This is a genomic window from Brachyspira sp. G79 (assembly GCF_002379365.1).
In the GTDB taxonomy this organism is placed as follows: Bacteria; Spirochaetota; Brachyspiria; order Brachyspirales; family Brachyspiraceae; genus Brachyspira.
On sequence record NZ_JQIU01000008.1, the window covers coordinates 351,786 to 376,583 of the forward strand.

20 protein-coding genes and 2 pseudogenes are annotated in these 24,798 nt (G+C 29.5%); 13 read left to right on the forward strand and 9 right to left on the reverse strand.

Annotation, left to right across the window (positions count from 1 at the left end; all coding sequences use genetic code 11):
* The first annotated feature begins 11 nt into the window (after positions 1-11).
* Complete coding sequence (gene grdH, locus KQ44_RS03180; protein WP_096736215.1) at positions 12-1,334, forward strand: betaine reductase selenoprotein B; 1,323 nt, start codon at positions 12-14, stop codon at positions 1,332-1,334.
* An 89-nt stretch (positions 1,335-1,423) separates the two neighbouring features.
* Positions 1,424-2,908, forward strand: a complete 1,485-nt coding sequence (locus KQ44_RS03185) for a BCCT family transporter (RefSeq protein WP_096736216.1) — start codon at positions 1,424-1,426, stop codon at positions 2,906-2,908.
* Positions 2,909-2,969: 61 nt separating this feature from the next.
* Here KQ44_RS03185 and KQ44_RS03190 read toward each other — a convergent pair whose 3' ends face one another.
* From KQ44_RS03190 to KQ44_RS03200, 4 genes are read right to left on the reverse strand one after another with little or no spacing between them, the layout of a single operon-like run.
* Positions 2,970-3,527, reverse strand: coding sequence for an ankyrin repeat domain-containing protein (locus tag KQ44_RS03190; protein WP_240516449.1), 558 nt, complete (start codon positions 3,525-3,527; stop codon positions 2,970-2,972).
* On the reverse strand, positions 3,527-3,736 hold the full coding sequence (locus tag KQ44_RS14735; protein WP_240516450.1) for a hypothetical protein: 210 nt from the start codon (positions 3,734-3,736) through the stop codon (positions 3,527-3,529). The genes KQ44_RS03190 and KQ44_RS14735 overlap by 1 nt, the downstream gene beginning before the upstream one ends.
* A 20-nt stretch (positions 3,737-3,756) precedes the next feature.
* The gene (locus KQ44_RS03195) at positions 3,757-4,119 is read right to left on the reverse strand and encodes a methionine-R-sulfoxide reductase (protein ID WP_096736217.1); all 363 of its coding nucleotides are present in this window, start codon (positions 4,117-4,119) and stop codon (positions 3,757-3,759) included.
* A 36-nt stretch (positions 4,120-4,155) separates the two neighbouring features.
* Entirely contained in the window at positions 4,156-4,728 is a 573-nt protein-coding gene (locus tag KQ44_RS03200; protein WP_096736218.1) for a GNAT family N-acetyltransferase, read from the reverse strand.
* Between the two features lie 337 nt (positions 4,729-5,065).
* Between KQ44_RS03200 and rpsB the strand changes: the two genes are divergently transcribed.
* Both rpsB and tsf read left to right on the forward strand, forming a co-directional pair.
* Positions 5,066-5,881 (forward strand): 30S ribosomal protein S2, encoded by an 816-nt coding sequence (rpsB, locus tag KQ44_RS03205; protein ID WP_013115136.1) that lies wholly within the window; start codon positions 5,066-5,068, stop codon positions 5,879-5,881.
* A 45-nt stretch (positions 5,882-5,926) separates the two neighbouring features.
* The gene (gene tsf, locus KQ44_RS03210) at positions 5,927-6,781 is read left to right on the forward strand and encodes a translation elongation factor Ts (protein ID WP_096736219.1); all 855 of its coding nucleotides are present in this window, start codon (positions 5,927-5,929) and stop codon (positions 6,779-6,781) included.
* A 387-nt stretch (positions 6,782-7,168) separates the two neighbouring features.
* On the opposite strand, the pseudogene KQ44_RS03215 reads toward tsf, so the two are convergent.
* Both KQ44_RS03215 and trpB read right to left on the reverse strand, forming a co-directional pair.
* Positions 7,169-8,941, reverse strand: a pseudogene (locus KQ44_RS03215) (hypothetical protein).
* A gap of 191 nt (positions 8,942-9,132) precedes the next feature.
* Entirely contained in the window at positions 9,133-10,386 is a 1,254-nt protein-coding gene (gene trpB / locus KQ44_RS03220; RefSeq protein WP_096736220.1) for a tryptophan synthase subunit beta, read from the reverse strand.
* A gap of 155 nt (positions 10,387-10,541) precedes the next feature.
* On the opposite strand from trpB, the pseudogene KQ44_RS03225 reads away from it, so the two are divergent.
* From KQ44_RS03225 to KQ44_RS03235, 3 genes and pseudogenes are all read left to right on the forward strand, one after another.
* Positions 10,542-12,597 (forward strand): annotated as a pseudogene (locus KQ44_RS03225) (tetratricopeptide repeat protein).
* Between the two features lie 55 nt (positions 12,598-12,652).
* Positions 12,653-13,198, forward strand: coding sequence for a hypothetical protein (locus KQ44_RS14740; RefSeq protein ID WP_240516451.1), 546 nt, complete (start codon positions 12,653-12,655; stop codon positions 13,196-13,198).
* Positions 13,199-13,216: 18 nt separating this feature from the next.
* Positions 13,217-13,648: a flavodoxin domain-containing protein gene (locus KQ44_RS03235; RefSeq protein ID WP_096736221.1), complete on the forward strand. Its 432-nt coding sequence runs from the start codon at positions 13,217-13,219 to the stop codon at positions 13,646-13,648.
* A gap of 502 nt (positions 13,649-14,150) precedes the next feature.
* On the opposite strand, the gene mutL is transcribed toward KQ44_RS03235, so the two are convergent.
* Positions 14,151-15,980, reverse strand: a complete 1,830-nt coding sequence (gene mutL, locus KQ44_RS03240; protein WP_096736222.1) for a DNA mismatch repair endonuclease MutL — start codon at positions 15,978-15,980, stop codon at positions 14,151-14,153.
* Positions 15,981-16,356: 376 nt separating this feature from the next.
* Here mutL and KQ44_RS03245 point away from each other — a divergent pair, with 376 nt between their 5' ends.
* The 4 genes from KQ44_RS03245 to KQ44_RS03260 all read left to right on the forward strand — a co-directional run bounded on the left by KQ44_RS03245 (position 16,357) and on the right by KQ44_RS03260 (position 20,241).
* The gene (locus KQ44_RS03245) at positions 16,357-17,544 is read left to right on the forward strand and encodes an acetyl-CoA C-acetyltransferase (protein WP_096736223.1); all 1,188 of its coding nucleotides are present in this window, start codon (positions 16,357-16,359) and stop codon (positions 17,542-17,544) included.
* Positions 17,545-17,899: 355 nt separating this feature from the next.
* A complete protein-coding gene (locus tag KQ44_RS03250) occupies positions 17,900-18,676 on the forward strand; it encodes an enoyl-CoA hydratase-related protein (RefSeq protein ID WP_096736224.1) in 777 nt (258 codons plus the stop codon).
* A 142-nt stretch (positions 18,677-18,818) separates the two neighbouring features.
* On the forward strand, positions 18,819-19,661 hold the full coding sequence (locus KQ44_RS03255) for a 3-hydroxyacyl-CoA dehydrogenase NAD-binding domain-containing protein (RefSeq protein ID WP_096736225.1): 843 nt from the start codon (positions 18,819-18,821) through the stop codon (positions 19,659-19,661).
* A 205-nt stretch (positions 19,662-19,866) separates the two neighbouring features.
* The gene (locus KQ44_RS03260; protein WP_096736226.1) at positions 19,867-20,241 is read left to right on the forward strand and encodes a group III truncated hemoglobin; all 375 of its coding nucleotides are present in this window, start codon (positions 19,867-19,869) and stop codon (positions 20,239-20,241) included.
* A gap of 37 nt (positions 20,242-20,278) precedes the next feature.
* On the opposite strand, the gene KQ44_RS14745 is transcribed toward KQ44_RS03260, so the two are convergent.
* Positions 20,279-20,695, reverse strand: a complete 417-nt coding sequence (locus KQ44_RS14745; RefSeq protein ID WP_346426131.1) for a MarR family winged helix-turn-helix transcriptional regulator — start codon at positions 20,693-20,695, stop codon at positions 20,279-20,281.
* A gap of 85 nt (positions 20,696-20,780) precedes the next feature.
* On the reverse strand, positions 20,781-21,614 hold the full coding sequence (locus KQ44_RS03270; RefSeq protein WP_096736228.1) for an MBL fold metallo-hydrolase: 834 nt from the start codon (positions 21,612-21,614) through the stop codon (positions 20,781-20,783).
* 161 nt (positions 21,615-21,775) lie between these two features.
* Here KQ44_RS03270 and KQ44_RS03275 point away from each other — a divergent pair, with 161 nt between their 5' ends.
* Both KQ44_RS03275 and KQ44_RS03280 read left to right on the forward strand, forming a co-directional pair.
* On the forward strand, positions 21,776-22,924 hold the full coding sequence (locus KQ44_RS03275; RefSeq protein WP_096736229.1) for an ankyrin repeat domain-containing protein: 1,149 nt from the start codon (positions 21,776-21,778) through the stop codon (positions 22,922-22,924).
* A gap of 437 nt (positions 22,925-23,361) precedes the next feature.
* Positions 23,362-24,780: a hypothetical protein gene (locus KQ44_RS03280; RefSeq protein WP_240516453.1), complete on the forward strand. Its 1,419-nt coding sequence runs from the start codon at positions 23,362-23,364 to the stop codon at positions 24,778-24,780.
* The last annotated feature ends 18 nt before the right edge of the window (positions 24,781-24,798 follow it).

A 24,798-nucleotide genomic window follows, 5' to 3' on the forward strand; every position in this document is an offset into this window, starting at 1 on the left:
GGAGCTTAAAAATGAAAAAAGGTATTTTATATATAAATCAATTTTTTGCTGGAGTAGGCGGAGAAGACATGGCTGATTATAAGCCTGAAATTAAATCAGAGTTAATCGGACCTGCTGCGGCATTTTCTAAGCATCTTAAAGGAGAGGTAGAAATTACTCATACTATTATATGCGGAGATAATTTCATCGGAAGTAATCCAGATGAGGCTTTGAATATTATAATTGGATTTTTAAAAGATAAAGAGTTTGATATATTTTTTGCAGGTCCTGCTTTTAGAGCTGGACGTTACGGTGTTGCATGTGGTAAAGTATGTAAGGCTGTAAAAGATCAATTCAAAGTTCCTGTAATCACTTCTATGAATGATGAAAATCCTGGTGTTGATATGTTCAAAAAAGATATGTACATATTTAAAGGTGGTGCTTCTGCTGCTGCTATGGGTAAAGATACTTTAGCTATGAGTAAGTTTGCTGTTAAACTTTTAAAAGGTGAAGAGACTTTACCTGCTTCAGAAGAGGGCTATTTTGGAAGAGGTGTTAGAAAACAAATTTGGACAAAAGATAATGTTCCAGCTACTGAAAGAGTTATGGATATGCTTCTTAAAAAGATTAAAGGAGAGCCGTTTACTTCTGAGCTTATTATACCTAAAAAAGAATTAGTACCTATAGCAAAAGCTGTAACAAAAGAAGAATTAAAGAAATTAGAAGTAGCTATAGTAACAAGCGGTGGTATAGTTCCAGTAGGAAACCCAGACAGAATACAATCTGCATCTGCTACTAAATGGGGTAAATATGATATATCTAATTTAGATGATTTGGTAGAAGGTGAGTATATGACTATACATGCTGGTTTTGACCCTGCTGCTGCTAATGAAGACCCAGACAGAATAGTTCCGCTTGATGTTTTAAGAGCTTATCAGAAAGAAGGAAAAATAGGCGGCGTATATAAATATTTCTATTCTACAGTTGGTACTGGTACTACTCAGGCTGAAGCTGCACGTATGGGAAGAGAAATTGCTGATGAATTAGTGGAAGCTGGAATAAAAGTTGCTTTACTTGTTTCTACTTGAGGAACTTGTACTCGTTGCGGTGCAACGATGACAAAAGAAATAGAAAAAGCTGGAATAACTATAGTTCAGATTGCCAACTTAATACCTGTTGCAAAAAGTGTTGGTGCTAACAGAATGGTTCCTGCTATATCTATACCATATCCTTTGGGCGATCCTGCAACTACTAAAGAAGAACAATGGGCTTTACGTTATCACAGAGTTGGTGTTGCTCTTGATGCTTTATGTACAGATATAAAAGAACAAACTGTATTTGAAGTAAAAATATAATTTTTAAATAAATTTCATTAATCATATGCAGTGCATTAATAATTATTTTGATGCACTGTATTCAAAATAATCATTAGGAAGGTATATTTATGAGCGACAAGAAACAAATTAATTATACTTTTATAATTTCTATTATAGTTACTTTATTAGTTGTTATATGGGGCATTGCTTCTCCAAAAACTTTTGAAACAGTTGCAAATACTATGTTTAGTTTTTTAGTAGATAAATTCGGTTGGTTTTATACTATTACAATGATGAGTTTTGTAGTGTTTGCTGTATGGATAGGTTTTTTCAGCAAATATAAAAATGTAAGATTAGGTGCTCAGGATTCTAAACCTGAATACAGTTTTTTAACATGGTTTGCTATGTTATTTTCTGCTGGTATGGGTATAGGATTAGTATTTTGGGGAGCAGCTGAACCCATGAATTATTTTGTGGCACCTCTAGGGGCTGAACCAGGAACTCCTGAAGCAGCACAATTTGCTATGCAGAAATCTTTTTTGCATTGGGGATTTCATCCTTGGGCTAATTATGCTATTTTAGCTTTGGCATTAGCTTTAATGCAGTTTAGATATAATAAACCAGGAATGGTAAGCAGTGTATTTATTCCGCTTATAGGAGAGAAAAGAGTAAACGGACCTATTGGAAAAATTATAGATATATTTTCAATATTTGCTACTGTTGCAGGTATTGCTACTTCTTTAGGTCTTGGTACTTATCAAATTAACAGCGGTTTGAAATTCTTATTTAATGTTCCAGAAACAGTTTCTGTACAGTTAAGTATAGTTATAATAATTACTATAATATACATTTTTTCTACAGTTACAGGATTAGACAGCGGTATTAAGCATTTATCTAATATTAATGTTTATATATTCACTTTTGTTATTATAGCTTGTTTTTTAATAGGGCCTAGTATTAAAATATTAGACACTATGATAGAGGCTACTGGCGATTATTTGCAGACATTTATAGGCAGTAGTTTAGAAACTGGGGCTTTCTTTAATAAAAAATGGTATGGTTCTTGGACTATATTTTATTTTGCTTGGTTTATAGCTTGGGCACCTTTTGTAGGTACTTTTATAGCACGTATATCAAAAGGACGTACTATAAAAGAGTTTATTATTGGTGTATTAATAGCTCCTTCTTTGGCTTCTTTTATATGGTTTGTTATAGCTGGTACTATGGGTATAGAACAAGGATTAGAATTTGCTAAAGAAGCTATAAAATCTACTCCTACTACATTATTCAGCGTATTGAGCAATTATACATTTGGAAACATTATTTCTATGATATGTGTTTGTCTGCTTGTAACTTTCTTTGTTACTTCTGCTAATTCTTCCACATTTGTATTGGCTATGTTTAGTTCTAATGGAGATTTGAATCCTACAGGTCCTAAAAAGATTTTATGGGGTGTATTGCAGTCTGGATTAACTTTAGCTTTAATGATAGGTACATCTAATGGACTTCAAATGCTTCAAACTGCTTCTATAGCGGTGGCATTCCCATTTGCATTTATTATGATATTTGCTATGATATCAATAGTAAAGGTTTTGCAAAAAGATTATATTTAATCAATATATTCTATAGATAATATAATTTATAAGAGAGAGTTTATTTTTTATAGGCTCTCTTTTATTTTATATATTCCTTTAATATTTTTACACATTCTTTATTATCAAGCATTTCTGCCCACATTAATGCTGTTGTTCCGTAATTATCTTTTTCGTATAAATCGCTTCCATTTTCTAATAACAGTTTTAATACATCAATACTATTACATTCAGCAGCAAGCATTAAGCAGTTATTTCCATCGCTGTTTTTAGCATTTATGTCTGCTCCGTTTTTTATCAAAACTCTCATATTATCATACAAATTGTTATAAGCAGCCCACATAGCACAGCTGCTTTTATCTTCATCCATTTCATTAATATCTGCTCCATTATCTATTAAGAGCTGTATAATTTCAGGGTTATTTTTTTTTGCTGCCCATATAATAGGTTTTTCTCCATATGTATTTTTTATATTTATATCAGCATTATTATCTAATAATATTTTAACAGCATCTATTTTTCCGTTTCCAGATGCCCACATAATAGGTGTTACGCCTTTTTTATCTTGTATATTTATATCAGCATTATTTTCTATGAGTATATTAACTATATCTATTTTATCATTTTCTATAGCAAACATTATAGCTGATTTACCGTTAATATCTTTTTATTTATATTAATTTCTTTTTTTATTAGCTCTTCTGCTATATCATTAAATCCAAAATAAGAGGATAACATTAAGGCATTAGTATCCTTATAAAATACTGCATTATTTATATTTAGTGTTTCATTAATTAAGTTATTTATATCAAGGCTCTTTATTAAATTTATAATATTTTCATTTTCCATAATAATATCCTAATACAATTTTATTTTTTAGGTTTAAATGTTAATGATATAGAGTTTACGCAATGTCTTGTATTTTTTTCTGTAAGATGTTCTCCCTGAAATACATGTCCTAAATGTCCGCCGCAATTACTGCATGTTATTTCTATTCTGTATCCGTCTTCATCTAATGATCTTCTTACAGCTCCTTTTATCTCATCATCAAAACTAGGCCAGCCGCAATGTGATTTGAATTTGTCTTCTGAACGGTATAATTCAGCACCGCATTGTTTGCAGCAGTAGACCCCTTCTTCAAAAAAATCATTATATTTTCCTGTAAACGGATATTCAGTACCTTTAAAAATTATTACATTTTTTTCTTCTTGCGTAAGCTCTCTTTTTTCCATAGTATATTTTTACCTCCTTTTTTATTTAATTTAAAATTATAAAAAACTATTTATAATACTTTTTATTTTATCATTTGGAATATCTTTTATATTTATAATATCTTTAGGTTTATCAAGACTTTTAGAAATTTCCTTTTCAAATAGTCCTACATTATACCAATTATCACTTTTGTATCCTACATTATGATAAGTACCTATAAGATTAAATCCTAAAGAATAATGAAGTTTTTCGCTTTTTTCATTAGGCAGTGTAACTTTAGAATATACATTTTTTATTCCCTGATATTTCAAAATCTCTATAATTATAAAGCATAATTTTCTGCCTATGCCTTTAGAAGTATTTGAATTATCTATATATACAGAAAGCTCTGTATTCCAGTTATATGCTTCTCTTTCCATAAACTTATTAGCATAAGCATATCCTATTATTTTGCCACTTTCATCTTCGCATACTAAATACGGATATTTTTTAATTATATTTTCTATTCTTTTTTTGAACTCTTCTTCAGTTGGGAGTTTGTACTCAAAAGTAATAGGGGTATCAATATAATGAGAATATATTTTTAGTATTGATAAAGTGTCTTCTATAGCAGCTAGTCTTATTTTCATTTTTATTTCTTTTTTATTTATTTTAAATTATTATTTTATTATTATATACTGCAATTATATTTTTGGGAATATCAGTTGGTCTTTTATAATAAAATCGTTGACTTTTTTTTATAGTATGATATTATATATGAAGCCGATTATATTGGTAAACTTTTCCATAATAGCAAAACGCTCTTAAATTATTAATTATTTTAATAATTAGAAAAGACGTTGTTACTTTAATTTTAAGTAATCAAAGCATTATGATTTTTAATAATACTAATGTTTTTTATAATGTATGAAATTTATGGATAGGGTGCCGTAGTCGGTACTCTATTTTATTTTAAAGGATATGATTATGTCATTACCAGTTATGAAAGACCTTTTAGAGGCAGGCGTACATTTCGGACACCCAACTAGAAAATGGGACCCTAGAATGAAACCATTTATTTTCCAAGAGAGAAATGATATCTATATCATCGACCTTATGAAAACTTTAACTTATGTAAAAAAAGCATATGATGCAGTTAAAGAAATGGCTAGAAATGGCGGAAATGTTCTTTTTGTAGGCACTAAAAAACAAGCTTCACAAAGCATAAAAGAAGCAGCTGAAAAATGCGATATGTACTATGTTAATAACAGATGGCTTGGCGGTATGCTTACAAACTTTGCTACTATCAAAAAAAGTATTGCTAGACTTAAAAGAATAGAAAAAGAAGAAGTTGACGGTACATTCGATAAACTTCCTAAAAAAGAGGTTATTTTACTTCTTAAAGAAAAAGAAAGATTAGAAAAAAACTTTGCTGGTATTAAAGATATGGAAAACTTGCCAGACATGCTTTTCGTAATAGATCCTATGCAGGAGGCTATTGCTGTGAGCGAAGCTAGAAAATTGGGAATACCTGTAGTTGCTGTAGTAGACACTAACTGTAACCCAGAAGTAATTGACCACCCTATACCTGGTAACGATGATGCTATCAGAGCTATAAGTTTATTTGCTGGTGTTGTTGCTTCTGCTGTTATAGAAGGTCAGAATGAAGCAGGTAAAGAAACATTGGCTAAACATGACTCTTCAAGCGAAGTACCAGAAGAAGAAGTTTATGACAATAGTGCTACTGAAGCGGCTGAAGCTATTGCTGAACAATATGGTGTTTCTCAGGAAGATGATGAGTAATTAAATACTAAAAATAATAAATTAAATATATAAGGATAATTTTCAATGGCAAATATTAATATGGATATTATTAAGGAGCTTAGAGAACGTACAGGTGTAGGCATTATGGACTGTAAAAAAGCTCTTCAAGAAACTGACGGTGATATGGATAAGGCTATTCGCCTTCTTAAAGAAAAAGGTGCTGCTGTTGCTGCTAAAAAAAATGAGCGTACAGTTAAAGAAGGTTCTATAGGTTTTTGTGTTAATGATGATAAAAATAAACTTGCATGCATAGAACTTCAATGCGAAACTGATTTTGTTGCTAAAAATGAATTATTTATCAATTTAGCTAAAGAGATTGCCAATACTGCTATGGGATTTGATGATGTGTCAGTAGATTCTCTTCTAAATGCTAAAGGTTCTAATGGCGACACTATTCAAGGTATGATAAATGAAGGTATACAGAAATGGGGAGAAAAAACAGTACTTGCAGAAGCTAAAGTTATGAAAACAGATGGTTTCTTTGGTACTTATTGCCACTTCAATAATAAACTTGTTGCTATAGTAGAATTTGATGTTAAACCAAAAGGTAAATGTATAGAAATAGCAGATCAAATAGCTATGCATGTTGCTAGTGAAAAACCTTTGGCTTTGAATAGGGAAGGAATTGACCCTAACGCTGTTAAAGAGCAAAAAGAAATATTTGAAAAACAAGTTAGAGATGCTGGCAAACCAGAAAATATGATAGAAAAAATAGTTGATGGTAAAATGAGTTCTTGGTATTCTGAAAGCGTGCTTATAGACCAAAAATTATTTACTGACAACAAAATCTCTATTAAAAGTTTGATAGATGAAATCTCTAAAGAAGCAGGTTCTCCAGCTACTATTAAAAACTTTGTAATTGTTTCATTAGGTTTATAATTAAATAATTACTTAAAAATAAAAATTAAGCGGATTGTTATTTTTATGCAGTCCGCTTTTCTATTATCATATTATGGTATATACCTAAACAAATATGATTTGTCAGTTTTGAGTTATTAATAAATGTAATTATAAGTTATAAAAACATAAAGTATTATTAGTTGTTAATAAAATAAGTTTTATAAGTTTTAAATGTAAAATAAATAATTTATTTTACATAATAATAGGTAATCAGCCGCTACCACTTCGGGTACTTCCTCACTTCGTTCAGTCGCGTTGACATTTGATAATAATAAATAATACCGTGCGGGAAGGTGCACGCGAAGCGTCCCGAACGAAGATGAGGGGGAGCTCGCTGTTGACAAACTTAAAAATTTTCAGTATATATCAATTAATCTCAAAAGTATAATGCGTAACAGCCTCGTCAGGACGGAAATAATCGCTGCCCTTGTCTTTAATTATTTTTAACATATCAGCCATAGCTTTATAGTATAAGAAATAATAATCATACTTTTTGTAGTCTTCCATAGTTTTAGAAGCCTCAAGTAAAGCATAATATTTCTGTGAAAGATTCAAAGCCGTTTCGTATTGGCTGTTTAATTTAAATTGCCTGTCATAATCCACCAAACGCACTATTTTGCTGTTGAAAGTAAATAAATCAGCTCCTCCGCTCTCCCAGCCTATAGCGGAAGTTAATTGATTATTAGGCACAACATTAATCCAGTCGGATTCCTGTGCTTTGTCTGGAGGAATTGAAGACACTTGTAATTGATAATAGCCAGACTTTTTAATATGCTCTTCTGTAACGGTAAAGTTAGTTTCAAATCTGTCAACCGTTTCCATAATCTCTTTAATTGGCGGCATAGGATAAGTACTGTTGAAAGTCCTGTAATATTTGCCGTTTAACTCAGTGTATGAAGGCTCGAAAGGCGTACCGTCAGGAGGTTCGTATGATAATAAAGGAACTTCATAATCAAATGTCCTATATATTCCAAGTTTAGAGATATCTACATCTTTTTCTTCTTTCCAGTTTATACCGTCTTCTGTTGACCATGTTTTTGAGGCATCTGCAGCAGGTTCACTAGTATATTTCCAAAGATTATCATTTTTATCATACTCATAATAATGAATATCGCCGCTTTCAAATACATATAATTTATTTTTATCATATAAATCATACCGAATATATATATGTGTTTTTCTTCCTTCGCGTAGAGGAAATTCATGTTCTATCCAATTATTATTATCTGAAGTATCTTTATTTACATCAACACTATAATATCTCATTCCAATACTAAATTTAGGAGCAGAAGGATCTCTGTATCCTTCAGGATTTGTATCAATAGGGCTTTCCTAAGCAAAAAGAAATAATCTGCCCTTAAGATAAAATAGTGATGAAAAACTTAAACCATGTACACCATATCTACCCTGTATAGTAGGATTATCTTTATTAGGCTTTGGAATATAATAAGTTTTATTTTCTCTATTTGCCGAGTATGCCCAATTTATAAGACTGTCTGATTCTCTGCTGATAAAATCCATAGTATAACTTGTATAGACACCAAAAGGATAGTAAGGAGGTGAATAAATAACACCATCAATATTTAGTTTTTCAAATTTTACTTCATATAAAAATTCGCCGTATGCTTTTTGTTCAGGATTTGATGGTATTGATACTTTATTCGCTTCTATTATTAATTTTTTTGAATTTAGATTAGTCCAATATTCCGTTTGTTCTAAATCACTGCCTGAGGAAAGGCTGTGTATTTTGGTTATTGTACTGCCGTCATTTTCTATTCTTAATACTGCTCCTTTGCCTGTGTGGTTAAGTGTTTTTGTGTTTGGGTTGTATTGGTATTCATTTGTAGCTAAAACATACCAGTCATTTTTAAACTTAAATCTTCTTCCATATCCGCCGAACACTGTACCGTTTGCCACTACTTCGGGTTTCACTTCGATTGGCTTTTCTTCAATATCTCCTTCCTCTGGAGGCGTTGGAACTGGGGTTGGGTTTGGGTAGTCTGGTATTTCTGGTTTATCATCTTCTATATTTGGAAATGCTGTTGGGGGTGGTATATATGTGGGGCTTAATAAATTAATCTTCTTACATGACATTATCAATACTACTATCAAAATCAATAAAAGAAGTAAAAAATACATTTTCTTATTAATAAAGTTCTTTTTCATATAATAACTCCGTTACTTTTTACTGTAGAATTATCCCTTTATTAATTAATACGTAAAAAATTAAATATGCACGTAAAAAAATTGAAAATTTTTTAAAAAAATAGGCTTTTGAATATTAATAAATAATAAACAAAAACCTATAAATAAAAAATATATATCGGAGGCTAAAATTTGTGAATGTCTATGTTTTTTTCTAATCTTTCTAATTCACTTTTTAAAAATTCTTTCCATTTGTCTGCTCTGAATATCGGAGAAGTTATGAATATATCTTTATCTCCTCTTCCAGACATATTAACTATAATTACATCATCTTTTGTGTATTGTTTGGCATATTCTATAGCCTTAGCACCAGCATGGGCACTTTCTAATGCAAATATTACTCCCTCATTTCTAGCAAACTCTTTAACTGCATTAATTGCTTCTTTGTCAGTAGCATAAGTAAACTCTATTCTTCCAGATTCTCCCAAATATGCAAGCTGAGGACCTACACCGGGATAGTCCAAACCAGCAGATATAGACATAGTTTCTGATATTTCGCCATTTTCTTTTAATATAAATTTGCTCATATACCCTTGAGCTGCTACATCTTTGGCATAAGGGTTTTTCATTCTAATGGCATTTTCTCCGAGGTTCATGCTTATACCGCCTGCTTCAACAGCTATTAATTTTGGATTTTCTCTTTCTATAAAAGGCTCAAAAAATCCTATAGCATTAGAACCGCCACCTACGCATGCTATCATAGCTTTAACATTTAAATTCTTTTCTTGTATTTGTTTATCCAATTCTTTTCCTATTACCGATTGGAAAGTCCTGACAATATCAGGGTAAGGGCTAGGTCCTACTGCACTTCCAAGCAAATAGTGAGTATCTTTTAAATCTTTAACCCAATCTTCTAATGCCGCATCAACAGCATCTTTAAGTCCTCTTCCTCCTCTGGTGACCGACACTACATTAGCTCCGTATAGTTCCATAGAGGCTACATTAGGCTGCTGTCTTTTTACATCTATCTCGCCCATATATATAGAACATTCAAGTCCTAGCTTGGCACATGCTGCAGCGGTGGCAAGTCCATGCTGACCTGCTCCTGTTTCTGCGATAATCTTCTTCTTTCCCATCTTCTTGGCTAAAAGTGCCTGACCTATTGAATTGTTAATCTTATGTGCTCCTGTATTTGCTAAGCCTTCAAGTTTCACATATATTTTAGCACCGCCGATTTTTTCTGATAGGTTTTTAGCATACATTAGAGGAGTAGGTCTTCCTATAAAATCAGCTCTTAATTCCTCAAGCTCGCTTAAAAACTCTTTGTCATTAATGTAATGTGCAAATGCTTCTTCCAATTCAATTAATAATTTCTCTAATGGTTCTGGTACGAATCTCCCTCCGAATTTACCGAAGAACCCCTTATTACTGTTTTTCATAATCATAAATCCTTAAATTAAAATGTTTTTCTTAGTAATATTACTTTATATAGTAATATTAACACATCTATAAAATTTGTCAAGATATTTTTTTATTTTTATTATCAAAAAATAGTTTATAATAATTTAATAAAATGCCTATTGGAGTTATGCTGATGATGAAAGACAGAATAGAAAGCCTATTTGTTCAGGCAAGATTTTATTTTAATTTGGAGAAATATTCTTCTGCACTTAGAATATATTTTAAGATAATAAACTGTTTTGAAAATTATGATGAAGTATTAGAAAGCAATTATAAAGACAGATATTTTGCAAGAAGCTATTATAAAACAGCATTGACATTATATTATTTAAATAGATATGAAGAGGCTATAGATTATTACAGTAAGGCTATAGAGATTAATCCTCTTTATGAAAAGGCTTTTATAAACAAAGGCATAATACTTGCAAAGTTAATGGCATTTGATGAGGCTTTATACTCATTTAATATGGCTCTGGAAATAAATGATAAATCCGAGATATCTTATTTTAATATAGGCATTATATATTCAAGACTTGAAAGATACGAAGACGCTTTATATTACTTTAATAAGGCTTCAGAACTAGGATATGATTATGCATATTTGAATGTTGCTATAGTATTAGAGAAGATTGGTAAAATAGAAGAAGCATTTGAGGCATATGATAAAGCAGTGGCTATAAATAAATCTTTGGAGGTAATTTATTTAAATAAGGCTAGTCTTCTTATAAATATAAAAAAATATAAAGAGGCTATAGAATGTTTAGATAAATCTTTATCAATTTTAAATGAAAGAAATTCAAAAGGCGACACTATCATAAAAAATAAGGATTATATAGAGTATATAGAAATAGGCATGATGGAAAATGACACTATATACGACAGAATATATTTTTTAAAATCTGAGGCACTTATAGGTTTAGAGCAGTACGATTATGCTTTAACTCTTATATTAAATATCAAAGATTCTAAAAGTGTTAATATATTCAGCATTATATCAAGATTTATAGAATATATAGGCATAGAAAAAATTATTAATACAATATTAAATGAAAATAGTTTCTGGACAGAAGAAAAAGAAGAATATTTTAATTTTATAGTAAGGGATATAAATATTGAAAATAGAATAAAATTAAAAAAGCTATGGATACTGCAGTATGTGTTTTTATATTTGGTATCAGTAAAAGATAATGATAAAGTTAATGAAATATCGCATTATACAAGTATTGAAGTATTTGATGACATGGCGTTTGATAAGAGATATGATAAAGCAGATAACTCGAAATACAATACATACTTAAAGAAAAATAAACTTAGAATGACAAGCATAAAAAATGCAAATGATCCTAAAGAAGGCAAGATATTGATGCAGCTTCTAAGAAATAATAATGTCAATTCAAAATATGCAAGCATTAATAATTTTATAGCATTACAAACATCATTCAGTAGATGTAAAGACTCTCTTACTATGTATAGACTATACGGCAAATATGACAACAAAGAAGGTACGGGCTGCTGTTTAGTATTTGATAAATCTTTTTTTGATACATCTTTTAATAACTGCGGATCTAGTATTTTATTTTCATTTTCTTATGACAAAAATAATTATTCTAATATTGAGTTTTATGAAGAGCAGACTTTGCCTTTGTATTTTGTATTATATTATAATTACAAAAAAAAATGAAATAATATTTAATCCATGCGAATCAGATTATGATAATCTTATTATTAATCTAAATAAAGAATATGATGTTTGGAATGAAGGCAGTAAATTTTATGATAAATTAAAAAACAATATAGGATATATATTTTATTCTATGTTTAAGGTAATAAAGGATTTTAATTTAGAAGAATCGGCATTATCGTATCAGCTTCTTATGAATATGCAGTATTTGATAAAAGATGCTTCATTTATAGAAGAGCAGGAGATGCGTATTATACAGCTTATAGAATATGGAAGTAATCCTCTTCATATTGATGATAAAATGAAACGCTCTTACAAAAATTATCTTTATATATTTGATAACAAGTCATTAAAAGAGGTAATATTAGCTCCTAAAGTAGAAGATGCTGATTTTTTAGTAGAAAAGTTTAATGATAGACTTGCAAAGGCTACAAGTATATATAATTCAAAAAACATAAAAAATAAATATAAGATAAATGTTTATATATCTAATGCTCCTATATCTTGACAAATATGCATTAATAATTATAATTTTAACATAAAAAGTATATAAGGATTTCATTATGAAAAATATTTATTTAGTTTTATTTATAGTTTTGTCATTATTTTTTGTTTCATGCGGAAAGGATAAAAGTGCTATAGATAAGGCAACTGATAAAATAAATGAAAAAATAGATGATGCTTCAGATGCAGCTAAAGATGGTGTAAAAAAAGCAGGCGGGGCATTAGAAGATGTATCAAAAGCTATAGAAAATATTGACACTGATAAATTATTAGAAGACGCTTCAAAAGCTATAGAAAATATTGATACTGATAAATTATTAGAAGATGCTTCAAAGGCTATAGAAAATATTGATACTAATAAATTATCAGAAGATATTTCAAAAGCTATGGAAAATATTGATACTAGTAAATTACTAAATGAAGCTGCAAAAGCTATGGAAAATGTTGACACTAGTAAATTACTAGATGATGCTGCAAAGGCAATAGAAAATATTGACACTAACAAATTACCAGAAGATATTTCTAATGCTCTAAAAAATATTGATACTGGTAAATTATTAGATGATCTTTCTAAAGCTATAGAAAATGCAAAAAAATCTAATTAATAATTAAAGAGAAAAATTATGTCAAAAAAAATAGCTATAGTAGTATGGAGTAAGACAGGCAACACTAGATTAATGTCTAAGGCTATAAAAGAAGGTGCTGAAAGTGTAGGAGCTTCTGTTGAAGTTTTTAAGTCTTATAATTTTGGCATAGAGGAAACCGAAAGTTATGATACTATAGCTTTTGGCTGTCCTGCTATGGGTGCTGAAACTTTGGAAGATACAGAGTTTTTACCTATGTATGAAACAATCAAACCTTATTTAAAAAATAAAAATATATTTCTATTTGGTTCTTATGGCTGGGGTGATGGAAAATGGATGAGAGATTGGAGAGAAGATGCTATTAATAATGGTATATCTTTATTTAGAGAGCCAATAATAGCAAAAGAAACACCTTCAAATGATATACTTGATGAATTAAAAAGTGTAGGAAGAGAATTAGCATCTGCTTAAAAAATTATATATTGGAACAATTTTTATTTTATCAATTGGTGCACATTATACAGAATTATGAACTTTTTTGCTGTACACACCATACCTAACGGTACTTCCTTCGTTTGCGGGTGGGCTTCACCAAAAGTTTTTATCCTTCGTATACATTTCACAAAAACGCAATTTCTAGAACTTTATATTTTTAAAATATGTATTAAATGTATGATAGTATATAAATTCAGACTAAAAATTCAGTTCTTTCTCCATAGGCGTACAGCGTATGGTTCTTTTATACCACACCGCAGGCGGATATACATCATAAAAGAAAACTGAGGTGCGGCACGACTGTGAAGCCCTGAAATATTTTAAATTTAAAAAATTAATTTTGACAAATTATAATTGTTTAGGTATATACTAAATTAATTATAAATGTAAACCTGTCAATTTAATTATTGAGTTTATAATATATTTTTAAGTAAGTTTATAGTTAATGGCAATAAAATGTAACATAATAAAAAATAGATTATCTAAAGAATTTTTTGTCCAAATACTCTTTTGAAAGTCTTAATACAAAAGGTCTTCCATGAGGGCAGTTTGTAAGTATATTTTCTTCTTCAAGCAAATCAAGTAATGTCTGCATATCACTGTTTGAAAGTTTATCTCCAGCCTTTGGTGAATATTTGCATGATATTGTAGAGCAGGTATGTTTTATTATTTTTTCTAAATTATTATTGTCGCCTTTATTTATATAAATGTCTAAAATGTCTTTTATTATTTTTTCTATTTTTTGATTTCTAGGGATATATATTGGTATATCCTCCATTATAATGCTATGTTTTGAATTAGTTTCAAATTTTATTCCTATCTCTTCTATTGATTTTTTTGAAGAGTTTAAAATATCAATTTCATAATCCTTGTATTCTATTTCGCATGGTATAAGCAGTTTCTCATATTCTATTTTTTTTGATATAAGAGTTTTATATATTCTTTCATAATTAAGCCTTTCATAAGCGGCATGCTGATCTATTATATACATTTCATTACCGCGCTCGGCTACTATATATGATGAAAATACCTGTCCTACGGCTTTTGTATATTCTCCGAATTCTGTATTATTATGATTTGAAAGTGTTTCATTGTAATTAATTGTTTTTTGGTATGTATTATTAAATGTATAACTTTTTGAACGATTTTCATTTGAATAGTTTTGAACTGTTTGATTGTTATTATTAACTATATTATTATTTTTTGAATTATTGGCATTGTCAATATTATTATCAAAATTATTATTCTGTATAGGAAAAGTAGGTGTGATATCTTTATCAAGATCAACTTCTATGTTAACAGAATCAAAATTATTTACCGAATTTATATTATTTGATATAGCATTATACAGTATTCCAGAAATTTCTCTTTCATTTTTTATTCTCACTTCTTTTTTGCTGGGGTGAACATTTACATCTATTTTACTACTATCAATATTAATATATAAGAAGAAGAAAGGATAACGCTCTTTTGGTATGGCATTAGAGTACGCATTTTTAATAGCGTAGGATAGAACTCTATTTTCTATAGGTCTGTTATTTAAGAATATAAAATTATTTTTTCTAATGGATTGGCTTATTTTTGAGTTTGAAAATAGCCCGTAAATTAACACATCATTTTTTTCTATCTCAATTTCTATTAAGTTTCTAAATATATTGCTGTCGGATAAATAATTTTCGATTCTGTCTTTTATGTTATCCGCTTTTATATATGAACTTACTACTTTTCCATTATTTTTAAGTTTCATTGAAATTTGAGGCTGTACCAATGCCTCCATATCAAAAACTTCTTTAACAAGAAAAAACTCCCTTGAAATGTGTTTTAAAAATTTATATCTTGCAGGTATATTATAGAATAAATTTTTAGCTATAACTTTTGTACCCTGTGAGGCAGCAGAAGGTTTATGCTCTATTATTTTACCGCCTTCTATAATTATTTTTCCTCCGTTATTTTCATCTCTGCTTTTTGAAACGATTTCTAAATTTGTAACATCCGATATAGAAGCTAAAGCCTCTCCCCTAAAACCTAATGTATATATGGAGTCTAAATCTTCTATAGAATGTATTTTACTTGTAGCATGATGAGTAACAGCAAGAGGAAGCTCATCAAAATGTATTCCATCTCCGTTATCTTCTACAATCATGGATTTTATTCCTGCTTCTTCAACAGATACTTCTATATCTGAAGCTCCAGAATCAACAGCATTTTCAAGCAGTTCTTTAAGCATAGAAGCAGGTCTTTCTATAACTTCTCCAGCAGCTATACGATTAGCCACAGATTGAGGCAGTTTCATTATATTTTTATTCATAGTTTTTATATTTTATCATAAAATAAAATAAAAAGAAATAATATTTTTATATATGTATTTTTCAATATATAAAATTAATGTTTATTATTGGGCTATCATTTAGAGTTTAATGTAACTGGTAACAAATTATTATATTTTTTTTGTTGTTTAATGTATATATTATATTTATTATTTGGTTTATATTTAAGCAGTATATTATATAAATTATATAATATATATAGTAAATTTAAATGCAGATAATATACTATAGTTAGGTATAATAAAAATTTGTAATATTTAATTGAAATTGATAAAAAAATGTATTATACTAAAAGCAACGCATTAATATTATAAATAGAAATGCATAAAAATTAATAATTCTTTGGAGATTAAAATTATGTCTAGAAAAATAGTAATAGCTAGTGCCTGCCGTACAGCAATAGGAAGTATGGGCGGAGCTTTAAGTACTGTTCCAGCAGCTGAACTTGGTGCAATAGTAATAAAAGAAGCTTTAAATAGAGCTAAAGTAGCTCCAAATCAAGTAGATATGGTGTATATGGGCTGTGTTATACAGGCTTCACAAGGTCAGAATGTTGCCCGTCAATGTTCTATAAAAGCAGGTTTGCCAGTAGAAGTTCCTGCTATGACTCTTAATGTAGTTTGCGGTTCTGGGCTTGATGCAGTTAATGTTGCTGCTAATATGATAGCTGCAGGAAATGCTGATATAGTAGTAGCAGGCGGTACAGAAAATATGTCATTGGCTCCTTATGCTCTTAAAAAAGCACGTTATGGATACAGAATGGGTAATGACACTATTATTGATACTATGGTTAATGATGCTCTTTGGGATGCATTTAATAACTATCATATGGGTATAACAGCAGAAAATATCTGTGATGATTGGAAACTTACAAGAGAAGAATTAGATGCATTTGCTGCTAATTCTCAGCAAAAAGCTGTTAAAGCTCAAGAATCAGGAGCTTTCACAAAAGAAATAGTTCCAGTAACAGTAAAAACTAAAAAAGGTGAAGTAGTTGTAGACAAAGATGAAGGTCCTAGACCTGGTACTACAGTAGAAACTTTAGCTAAATTAAAACCAGCTTTTAAACCAGATGGCGGAAGAGTAACAGCAGGTAATGCTTCTAGTATTAATGACGGAGCTGCTGCTGTAGTAGTAATGAGCGAAGAAAAAGCTAAAGAATTAGGCATTAAACCTATGGCTACTTGGATTGCAGGCGGTTTAGGCGGTGTTGAACCTAGAATTATGGGTATCGGACCAGTTGCAGCTACTAAAAAATTAATGGCTAAAACAGGTTTAACTATTAAAGACTTCGATATTATTGAATCTAACGAAGCTTTTGCTGCTCAGTCAGTTGCTGTTGGTAAAGAATTAGGTATAGATGTTGAAAAACAACTTAACCCTAACGGAGGAGCTATAGCTTTAGGACACCCAGTAGGTGCTTCAGGCTGCAGAATTTTAGTTACATTACTTCATGAAATGGAAGCTAAAAATGCTAAAAGAGGTCTTGCTACTCTTTGTATCGGCGGCGGTATGGGCTGTGCTACTATTGTAGAAAGAGAATAATGATATTTGGTTATTTTTTATAAAATTAAGTGTTATGGGTTTGATTTTTTTAATGAGATAGCCTTATCAAATTAAGGTTATTAGATTTCATATAGTCGTGTTTTATATTTTAAGACATGGCTATATGAAAAATTATTTTATTATTGCTTATAAAAATTATTATACTTTTTTTATAAGTAATAGTAATTTTAAAGTGATAAATAAGTAATTATAACTGATAAAATAAGTTGTGGTGTATTTATAGGCGAGTTTATCACTAGCAATAAATGTGATAAACGAGCAGCTTATAACTGACAAAGGAAGTTATAAGCTATTTGTAAGCGAGTTTATCACTAGCAATAAAAAGGAGAAATCAATGGAATTCGTTAAATATGAAGAGAAAGGCATGATTGGTATTATTACTATCAGCAGAGAAAAAGCTCTTAATGCCTTAAACTCTCAAGTGTTAGATGAAATAGAAAAGACTTTTGACAGTGTTGATCTTAATAATATAAGATGTTTAATATTAACTGGAGCAGGTGAGAAATCATTTGTAGCAGGTGCTGATATATCTCAAATGAGTACATCTACTAAGGCAGAAGGTGAGGCTTTTGGTAAAAAAGGTAATGATATATTTAGAAAAATTGAAACATTCCCTATACCAGTAATAGCTGCTGTTAATGGTTTTGCTTTGGGCGGCGGATGTGAGATAGCTATGAGCTGTGATATTCGTATATGTTCTGATAATGCTTTATTCGGTCAGCCTGAGGTTGGTCTTGGTATTACTCCTGGTTTCGGAGGTACTCAAAGACTTCCTAGAATAGTAGGTGTTGGAATGGCTAAACAAATGATTTATTCAGCAAAAAATATAAAGGCTGATGAGGCTTTAAGAATAGGACTTGTTAATGCTGTTTATCCTCAGGCAGAACTTATGGCAGCTGCAGAAAAATTAGCTTCTTCAATAGCTTCTGCTGCTCCTATAGCTGTAAGAAATAGCAAAAAAGCTATTAATGAAGGCTTACAAGTTGATATGGATAAAGCTATTGTTATAGAAGAAAAATTATTTGGAAGCTGTTTTGAAACAGAAGATCAAAAAGAAGGTATGAAGGCTTTCTTGGAAAAAAGAAAAGTAGAAAAATTTGTTAATAAATAATTATTAGAATGCTAAATATAAAAATTGTGAGCTATAGTAAATCTATTTGCTATATATTTTGTCTCAATGATACAGTGCGAGCGAACAATTTTTATTTGCAATAATAAAAAAATAATAATTTTTAAAATTAAGGAGTTAAAAAATGAAAGTAGGTGTAATTGGTGCTGGTGCTATGGGTTCTGGTATAGCACAGGCTTTTGCTCAAACAGAAGGTTATGAAGTTTATTTGTGCGATATAAAAGAAGAATTTGCTGCAGGCGGTAAAGATAGAATTGCTAAAAGTTTTGCTGGAAGAGTTGCTAAAGGCAAAATGCAGCAGGCTGATGCTGATAAAATTTTAGCTAAAATTACTACTGGTCTTAAAGATATTTGTAAAGATGCAGATTTAATAGTTGAAGCTGCTTTCGAAAATTTAGAAGTTAAGAAAACAACTTTCAAAGAATTACATGAAATTTGCAAACCAGATTGTATATTTTCTTCTAATACTTCTTCGCTTTCTATTACTGAAATAGGTGCGGGTATGGGAAGACCAATTGTTGGTATGCACTTCTTCAATCCTGCTCCTGTTATGAAGTTGGTTGAAGTTATTTCTGGTCTTAATACTCCTAGAGATGTTGTTGAAAAAGTTATTAAAATATCTCAGGAAATAGGTAAAACTCCAGTAGAAGTTAATGAAACAGCTGGTTTTGTTGTTAACCGTATACTTGTTCCTATGATTAATGAAGCTATTGAATTATATGCTATGGGTATAGCTTCTGCTGAAGGTATCGATAATGCTATGAAATTAGGAGCTAATCACCCAATGGGACCTCTTGCTTTAGGAGATTTAATTGGTCTTGATATAGTACTTGCTATTATGGAAGTTCTTCAAAAAGAAACAGGAGATCCTAAATACAGACCTAGTGCTTTGCTTAGAAAAATGGTTCGTGGCGGATTACTTGGTCAAAAAACTGGTAAAGGTTTTTATGATTATTCTAAAAAATAATTAAATAGTATTTTTGTTTATTTATGTTAAGAATTAATGCGGGGGACTATATGTTCCCCGTATTTTTTTAGTCTATTTATTGAATAAATTTGATATTATTGATTAAGGTTAAAAAAGTATAAAAAATTATGAAGTTTAATTGTATTTTTTTATTAGTTTTTATATAATTAAAAAATAAAAAATAAAATTATTAGGACAATTTATTATGAAATATACTGAGATAAACGATGAAGGAATAGAAAAATTAATGGACATATTCTATGCAAGAATAAGAGTTCATAAAGATTTAGGACCTATATTTAACGGTGCGGTTGGTATAGATGATGAATCTTGGGAAAGACATAAAGAAAAAATAGCAAAATTTTGGAAAACTATGCTATTGAATAAAAGACTTTATATGGGAAATCCAGTTCAGCCTCATATTAATTTACTTCCTTTTGATATAAAATTATTTGATACTTGGCTTGAATTGTTTAAAGAATGTTTAAACGAGGTTTTTGAAGAAAAGGCCGCCAATAAATATTATGAGGTTGCAGAAAATATAGGAAGAAATTTTAAAGCTGTATTATTTCAGCAGTAATATTAATAGGCAAGGGATAAATTATTTATCTTTTGCCTTATATTTTTGATATATTATCTCTAATTTTTTCTAATATTTTTATAAATTTATCAGTGTCTTCTGTATTTAGTTCTTTTACTATTGTTTCTAAAACTTTTTTTTCATAGTTTTCTATAATTGGAAGTTCTTTTTTTGATTTTGGGGTAAGATACAGTGAAAAAGCTCTTTTATCTAGTTTATTTTCTCTTCTCTCTATGAAAGATTTTACTTCTAATTTATCTATCATAGCTTTTACTGTGTTTTGATCTTTGTCTAATCTTATTGAGAGTTCTTTTTGAGATATCCCTTCTTCTTTAGCAAGTTCTTTTAATACTATTAACTGTTCGGGTGTAATATCAAAATCAATTATTTGTTTACCTATATACTGATATATTTTTCTTGCAGTATAACAAACATCGTATCCTATATTTTTAATATTAAGCTCCTTATATAAAAAATGCTATCATATTTTTATAATGATAGCATATAATTTATTTTTTGTTAATAGCTTATATTATTAATTATTGTTCAGCTCTTTTTATTAATGAGTTTAAATATTTTTCCATATCCTCTTTTGACATAATAAATGGATTTTCTTCGCCGTTTTTTAAATTTCTTACTTTTTCTAAATTGGTATATCCGTTATCAGCAAATAAATGTGCTGTGAGAGAAACTCTTGCATTTCTTGACAGAGCTTCTTTTTTGAAATATTCTGCTGATTTTTTATATTCTGATATTAATTCTTTTTCTTTTGGAAGTCCAGTTCCTCCCCAAAGTACAGCAGTATATTCTTTTCCTCTGAATTTTATGGGAAATATAAAAGAAGTGCATCCAGCAGTATGACCTGGTGTTTCTAATATAGTTATACTCATCTCTCCTAAAGTTATTACATCTTTATCCTTTGAATAAATATCAACTTTGGTTTTTGGAGAACGAGGAGAATTTGCTCCAGTGTTTAAATTATACATTAACTCTTCATCTGTTTTTGTTAATACAACTTTAGCACCGTATTTTTCCCTTAAATATTTTGCTCCGCCGTAATGATCTCCATGACCATGACTTAATATTATATATTTTAAGTTTTTAGGGTCTAATCCAAAACCTTTGATACCTTCTTCTATGAGTTTGGCATCTCTGTCGTCCCACATAGAGTCTATAAGTATAAGTCCGTCAGAAGTATTTATTACCCAAGCTACAACACTTACAGAGCCTATACAGTATACATTATCAAATACTTTTGCAGGCTTTAGAGGAGTGTTGTCATTTAGGTAATCCATTGGGGTTTTTTCGGCTGCAAATACTGAAAAAAACGATATTAAGAAAATTAAACAAGTTTTTTGTAATAAGTTTATCAATTTTTACCTCCTATTGATATTTTATGTCATAAATATAATACGTATACGTACTATTGTCAATATGTAATTTTTATATAAAAAATAAAAAAATTCTATATTTGATTATTATAATAATATTTCATATATGTTATAATTAAATATATCTTATTTTGGAATGAATTATGTTAAGAAGGCTGATATTTATAATTTTTATTTTATCTTTAAATATTTTGTATTCTCAAGAGGAGCAAGAGCCTCCTGTTAATATACCAATAATAAAAGCTGTTGCAAACAATGATATTAATGGTTTAAAAAAGCTGATAAATGAAGGTTCTGATATTAATATAAAAGATACTGAAGGCAATACGCCTTTAATATGGGCTTCACTTTTAGGATATGAAAAAATAGTTAAGGAGCTTTTAGCAAATGGAGCTGATATTAATATGGGTAACAGTTTTGGAAATACTCCAATAATGGCAGCGGTTCTTGAAGGTAGCAGCAGTACTGTAAAGGAACTAATATCGAGTGGTGCTGATTTGAATCTTAAGAATAAAGATGGATGGACTGCTTTAATGTGGGCTTGTGTTAAAGGAGATTTATCAGTGTTGAGAATGCTTGTTAATGCTAAGGCAGATATAAATATAAAAGATATTAACGGCAGTACGCCTCTTATGGTAGCTTCTGACAGCGGTTATTCTGGTATTGTTAAAGAATTAATAAAATTTGGAGTCGATGTTAATCAAAAAAATAATTTTGGGGATACTGCTTTGATGATGGGTTCTATTATAGGCGATGTAACAATTGTAAGAGACTTAATTAAAGCTGGGGCTAATATAAATGAAAAAGGCTCTAACGGAGGAAGTGCTTTAATATATGCAGCAAGATTTGGAAAAATAGATGCTGTTAGGGAATTAATAAAAAATAATGCCGATGTTAATATATCTGCTGATGATGGTACTACTCCAATATTGGCGGCATGTATAGACGGATATAGTGATGTAGTAAAAGAACTTATAAAAGCTAATGCTGATATTAACAGAGCTGATAATGTTGGGTATAATCCATTAGTAGTTTCTTCAATAGAGGATCATATAGTTATTGTAGAGGCTCTTATTGATGCGGGGGCTAATATAGATTTTTCTACCAAAGAGGGATACACTCCGTTAATGGGGGCTGCTATAAAAGGAAATATTGAAATGGCTCAGGTTCTGCTTGATGCTGGGGCTGATATTAATTATAAAGCAGATAATGGAAAAACTGCTTTGATAATGGCCGAAGAAAAAGAACAGGAAGATATGGTTAATTTTTTAAAGGCTAACGGTGCTAAGTAGTTTCTATATTAGACTTGTTTCAAAACTACTTGACGAGATTGAGTATAAAATTATTTATTTTAAAATTACAGACAAAATGTTTTACATGTTGTATACACTATCATTTTAATATATAAACATGCGGTCATTCAGTGACTGTCTGTACCTGCTTCTTTGTTGCCTTAGGCAGGTGTGGTAGCATACACACCGACTGCATTTTTAGTCTAAATTTAAGTCATATTTCATATTTAATATATATTTAAAATAAAAAGTTCTAGCAATTGAGTTTTTTGTGAAACATGCCTGTTGCAAAAACTTTGACGAAGCTGCGGAAAAAAGTTGATAATTCTATGTAAAGTGCATCAGTTGACAAAATAAAATATCTTCAGTATAGTATTAGAATTAGCTAATAAAAATATTTAATTTGTGGTAGAATTTTGTAAGGAATATAAATTATTATGAATATAGAATCATATCCAAAATGGGATAATTATTATATAGAATATGATAATAATTCTGAATTTCAATTGGATAAAACAGAGCGTCCTCCATTAATAGGAAAAAACAGATATGTTCCTAATGGGCTTTATGATGAAAAATGGGGAAATGTTTATGATGCTTATGGTAAAGCAGATTTAACTCCTTATTATATAGAGGCCCTTACAAGTGATGATAATAATGATGTTAATTTTGGAGTGTATGGACTTTATGCTGCAACTACTCATCAGGGAAGTGTTTATAAATCTTCAAAAATGGCTGTTCCTTATTTGGCTGATTTACTTAAGTTTAATAATAATGCTTCAGAATTGGCATGCATATTTCTAGCAAGAATAGCATTAGGAGAAAATCATTTTATTAATACACCGTTTTTTTATAAGACAAAATATTACAGTACTGTTAAAAAATATAAAGATGAAATATTTGATTATTATAATAAAAGTAATTCTTTAAATGCTATGCGTTTATTATGTTTTATATCAAAGTCTTTTCCTAAAGTTTTGAATGTTTCTTATGAAGAATGCTTGAAAATAGAAAATGGAAATAAAACTAATGCTTATATTCGTCAGGCTTCTACTTTATTAGTACAAGGTTTTACAGCAGCACAATATAATTATAAAATTTCTAATAAAAATTATTATAAAGAATATCCAAATATTGATATGACAGATGACAGCTATAAAAAATTAGAAGTTCATAATCATATTAAAGAAGTCTATAATATTATGAAAACGAGTGAATCTCTCTTAGTTAGAGGCTCTGCTGCAATTTGTTTAGCCTATACAGGGGTGTTTAATAAAGAGATTTCTGATTTACTATTGTACATAGCTGAAAATAATTGTGCTGGTGTTGATTGGGTATGGGACGATAATTTTTCCAATATAGCAAAACATACATGGCTTTATTCCAGCGATATTGAAACATTATTAAATACTGAAGGCATTAAAACAAAAAGTGATATATTTATTGCAGGTGTTGTTAATAATGAAAAAAGTTATGATGATATATTAATTGAAACTTCTTTAAGAGTTTTTCCTTATAAAGAAAAAAGAAATGAATTAATAAATATAGAATTGAATAATATACAAAAAAGAGTATTAAAAATAATAATTGATAAAGCTCCTAATTTGCTTGGAAGTTATGAACTATATGATATTAATATGCCTTTGAATATTGAAGCAGTAAAAAGACTTATAGATGATAATTATATAAAAAATAAGATACTATGTAAAATAATTAGTTCAAAGCCTTTATGGTATATAATAGAAAAAGCATTGATTAAAAAAGATGAAAAAACTATTACTGATACTATTATCAATAACAATATAGATGCATTAAAATTATTATATGAAATATACGCACCTATAAAAATATTGTAATAGAGAAATAATAAAAAT

Coding starts and splice junctions, on each gene's coding strand:
- KQ44_RS03185 (WP_096736216.1), top strand. CDS start 1,424: ATGAGCGACAAGAAACAAATTAATTATACTTTTATAATTTCTATTATA.
- KQ44_RS03190 (WP_240516449.1), bottom strand. CDS start 3,527: ATGTTTGCTATAGAAAATGATAAAATAGATATAGTTAATATACTCATA.
- KQ44_RS14735 (WP_240516450.1), bottom strand. CDS start 3,736: ATGGAAAATGAAAATATTATAAATTTAATAAAGAGCCTTGATATAAAT.
- KQ44_RS03195 (WP_096736217.1), bottom strand. CDS start 4,119: ATGGAAAAAAGAGAGCTTACGCAAGAAGAAAAAAATGTAATAATTTTT.
- KQ44_RS03200 (WP_096736218.1), bottom strand. CDS start 4,728: ATGAAAATAAGACTAGCTGCTATAGAAGACACTTTATCAATACTAAAA.
- rpsB (WP_013115136.1), top strand. CDS start 5,066: ATGTCATTACCAGTTATGAAAGACCTTTTAGAGGCAGGCGTACATTTC.
- tsf (WP_096736219.1), top strand. CDS start 5,927: ATGGCAAATATTAATATGGATATTATTAAGGAGCTTAGAGAACGTACA.
- trpB (WP_096736220.1), bottom strand. CDS start 10,386: ATGAAAAACAGTAATAAGGGGTTCTTCGGTAAATTCGGAGGGAGATTC.
- KQ44_RS14740 (WP_240516451.1), top strand. CDS start 12,653: ATGAAAAATATTTATTTAGTTTTATTTATAGTTTTGTCATTATTTTTT.
- KQ44_RS03235 (WP_096736221.1), top strand. CDS start 13,217: ATGTCAAAAAAAATAGCTATAGTAGTATGGAGTAAGACAGGCAACACT.
- mutL (WP_096736222.1), bottom strand. CDS start 15,980: ATGAATAAAAATATAATGAAACTGCCTCAATCTGTGGCTAATCGTATA.
- KQ44_RS03245 (WP_096736223.1), top strand. CDS start 16,357: ATGTCTAGAAAAATAGTAATAGCTAGTGCCTGCCGTACAGCAATAGGA.
- KQ44_RS03250 (WP_096736224.1), top strand. CDS start 17,900: ATGGAATTCGTTAAATATGAAGAGAAAGGCATGATTGGTATTATTACT.
- KQ44_RS03255 (WP_096736225.1), top strand. CDS start 18,819: ATGAAAGTAGGTGTAATTGGTGCTGGTGCTATGGGTTCTGGTATAGCA.
- KQ44_RS03260 (WP_096736226.1), top strand. CDS start 19,867: ATGAAATATACTGAGATAAACGATGAAGGAATAGAAAAATTAATGGAC.
- KQ44_RS03275 (WP_096736229.1), top strand. CDS start 21,776: ATGTTAAGAAGGCTGATATTTATAATTTTTATTTTATCTTTAAATATT.
- KQ44_RS03280 (WP_240516453.1), top strand. CDS start 23,362: ATGAATATAGAATCATATCCAAAATGGGATAATTATTATATAGAATAT.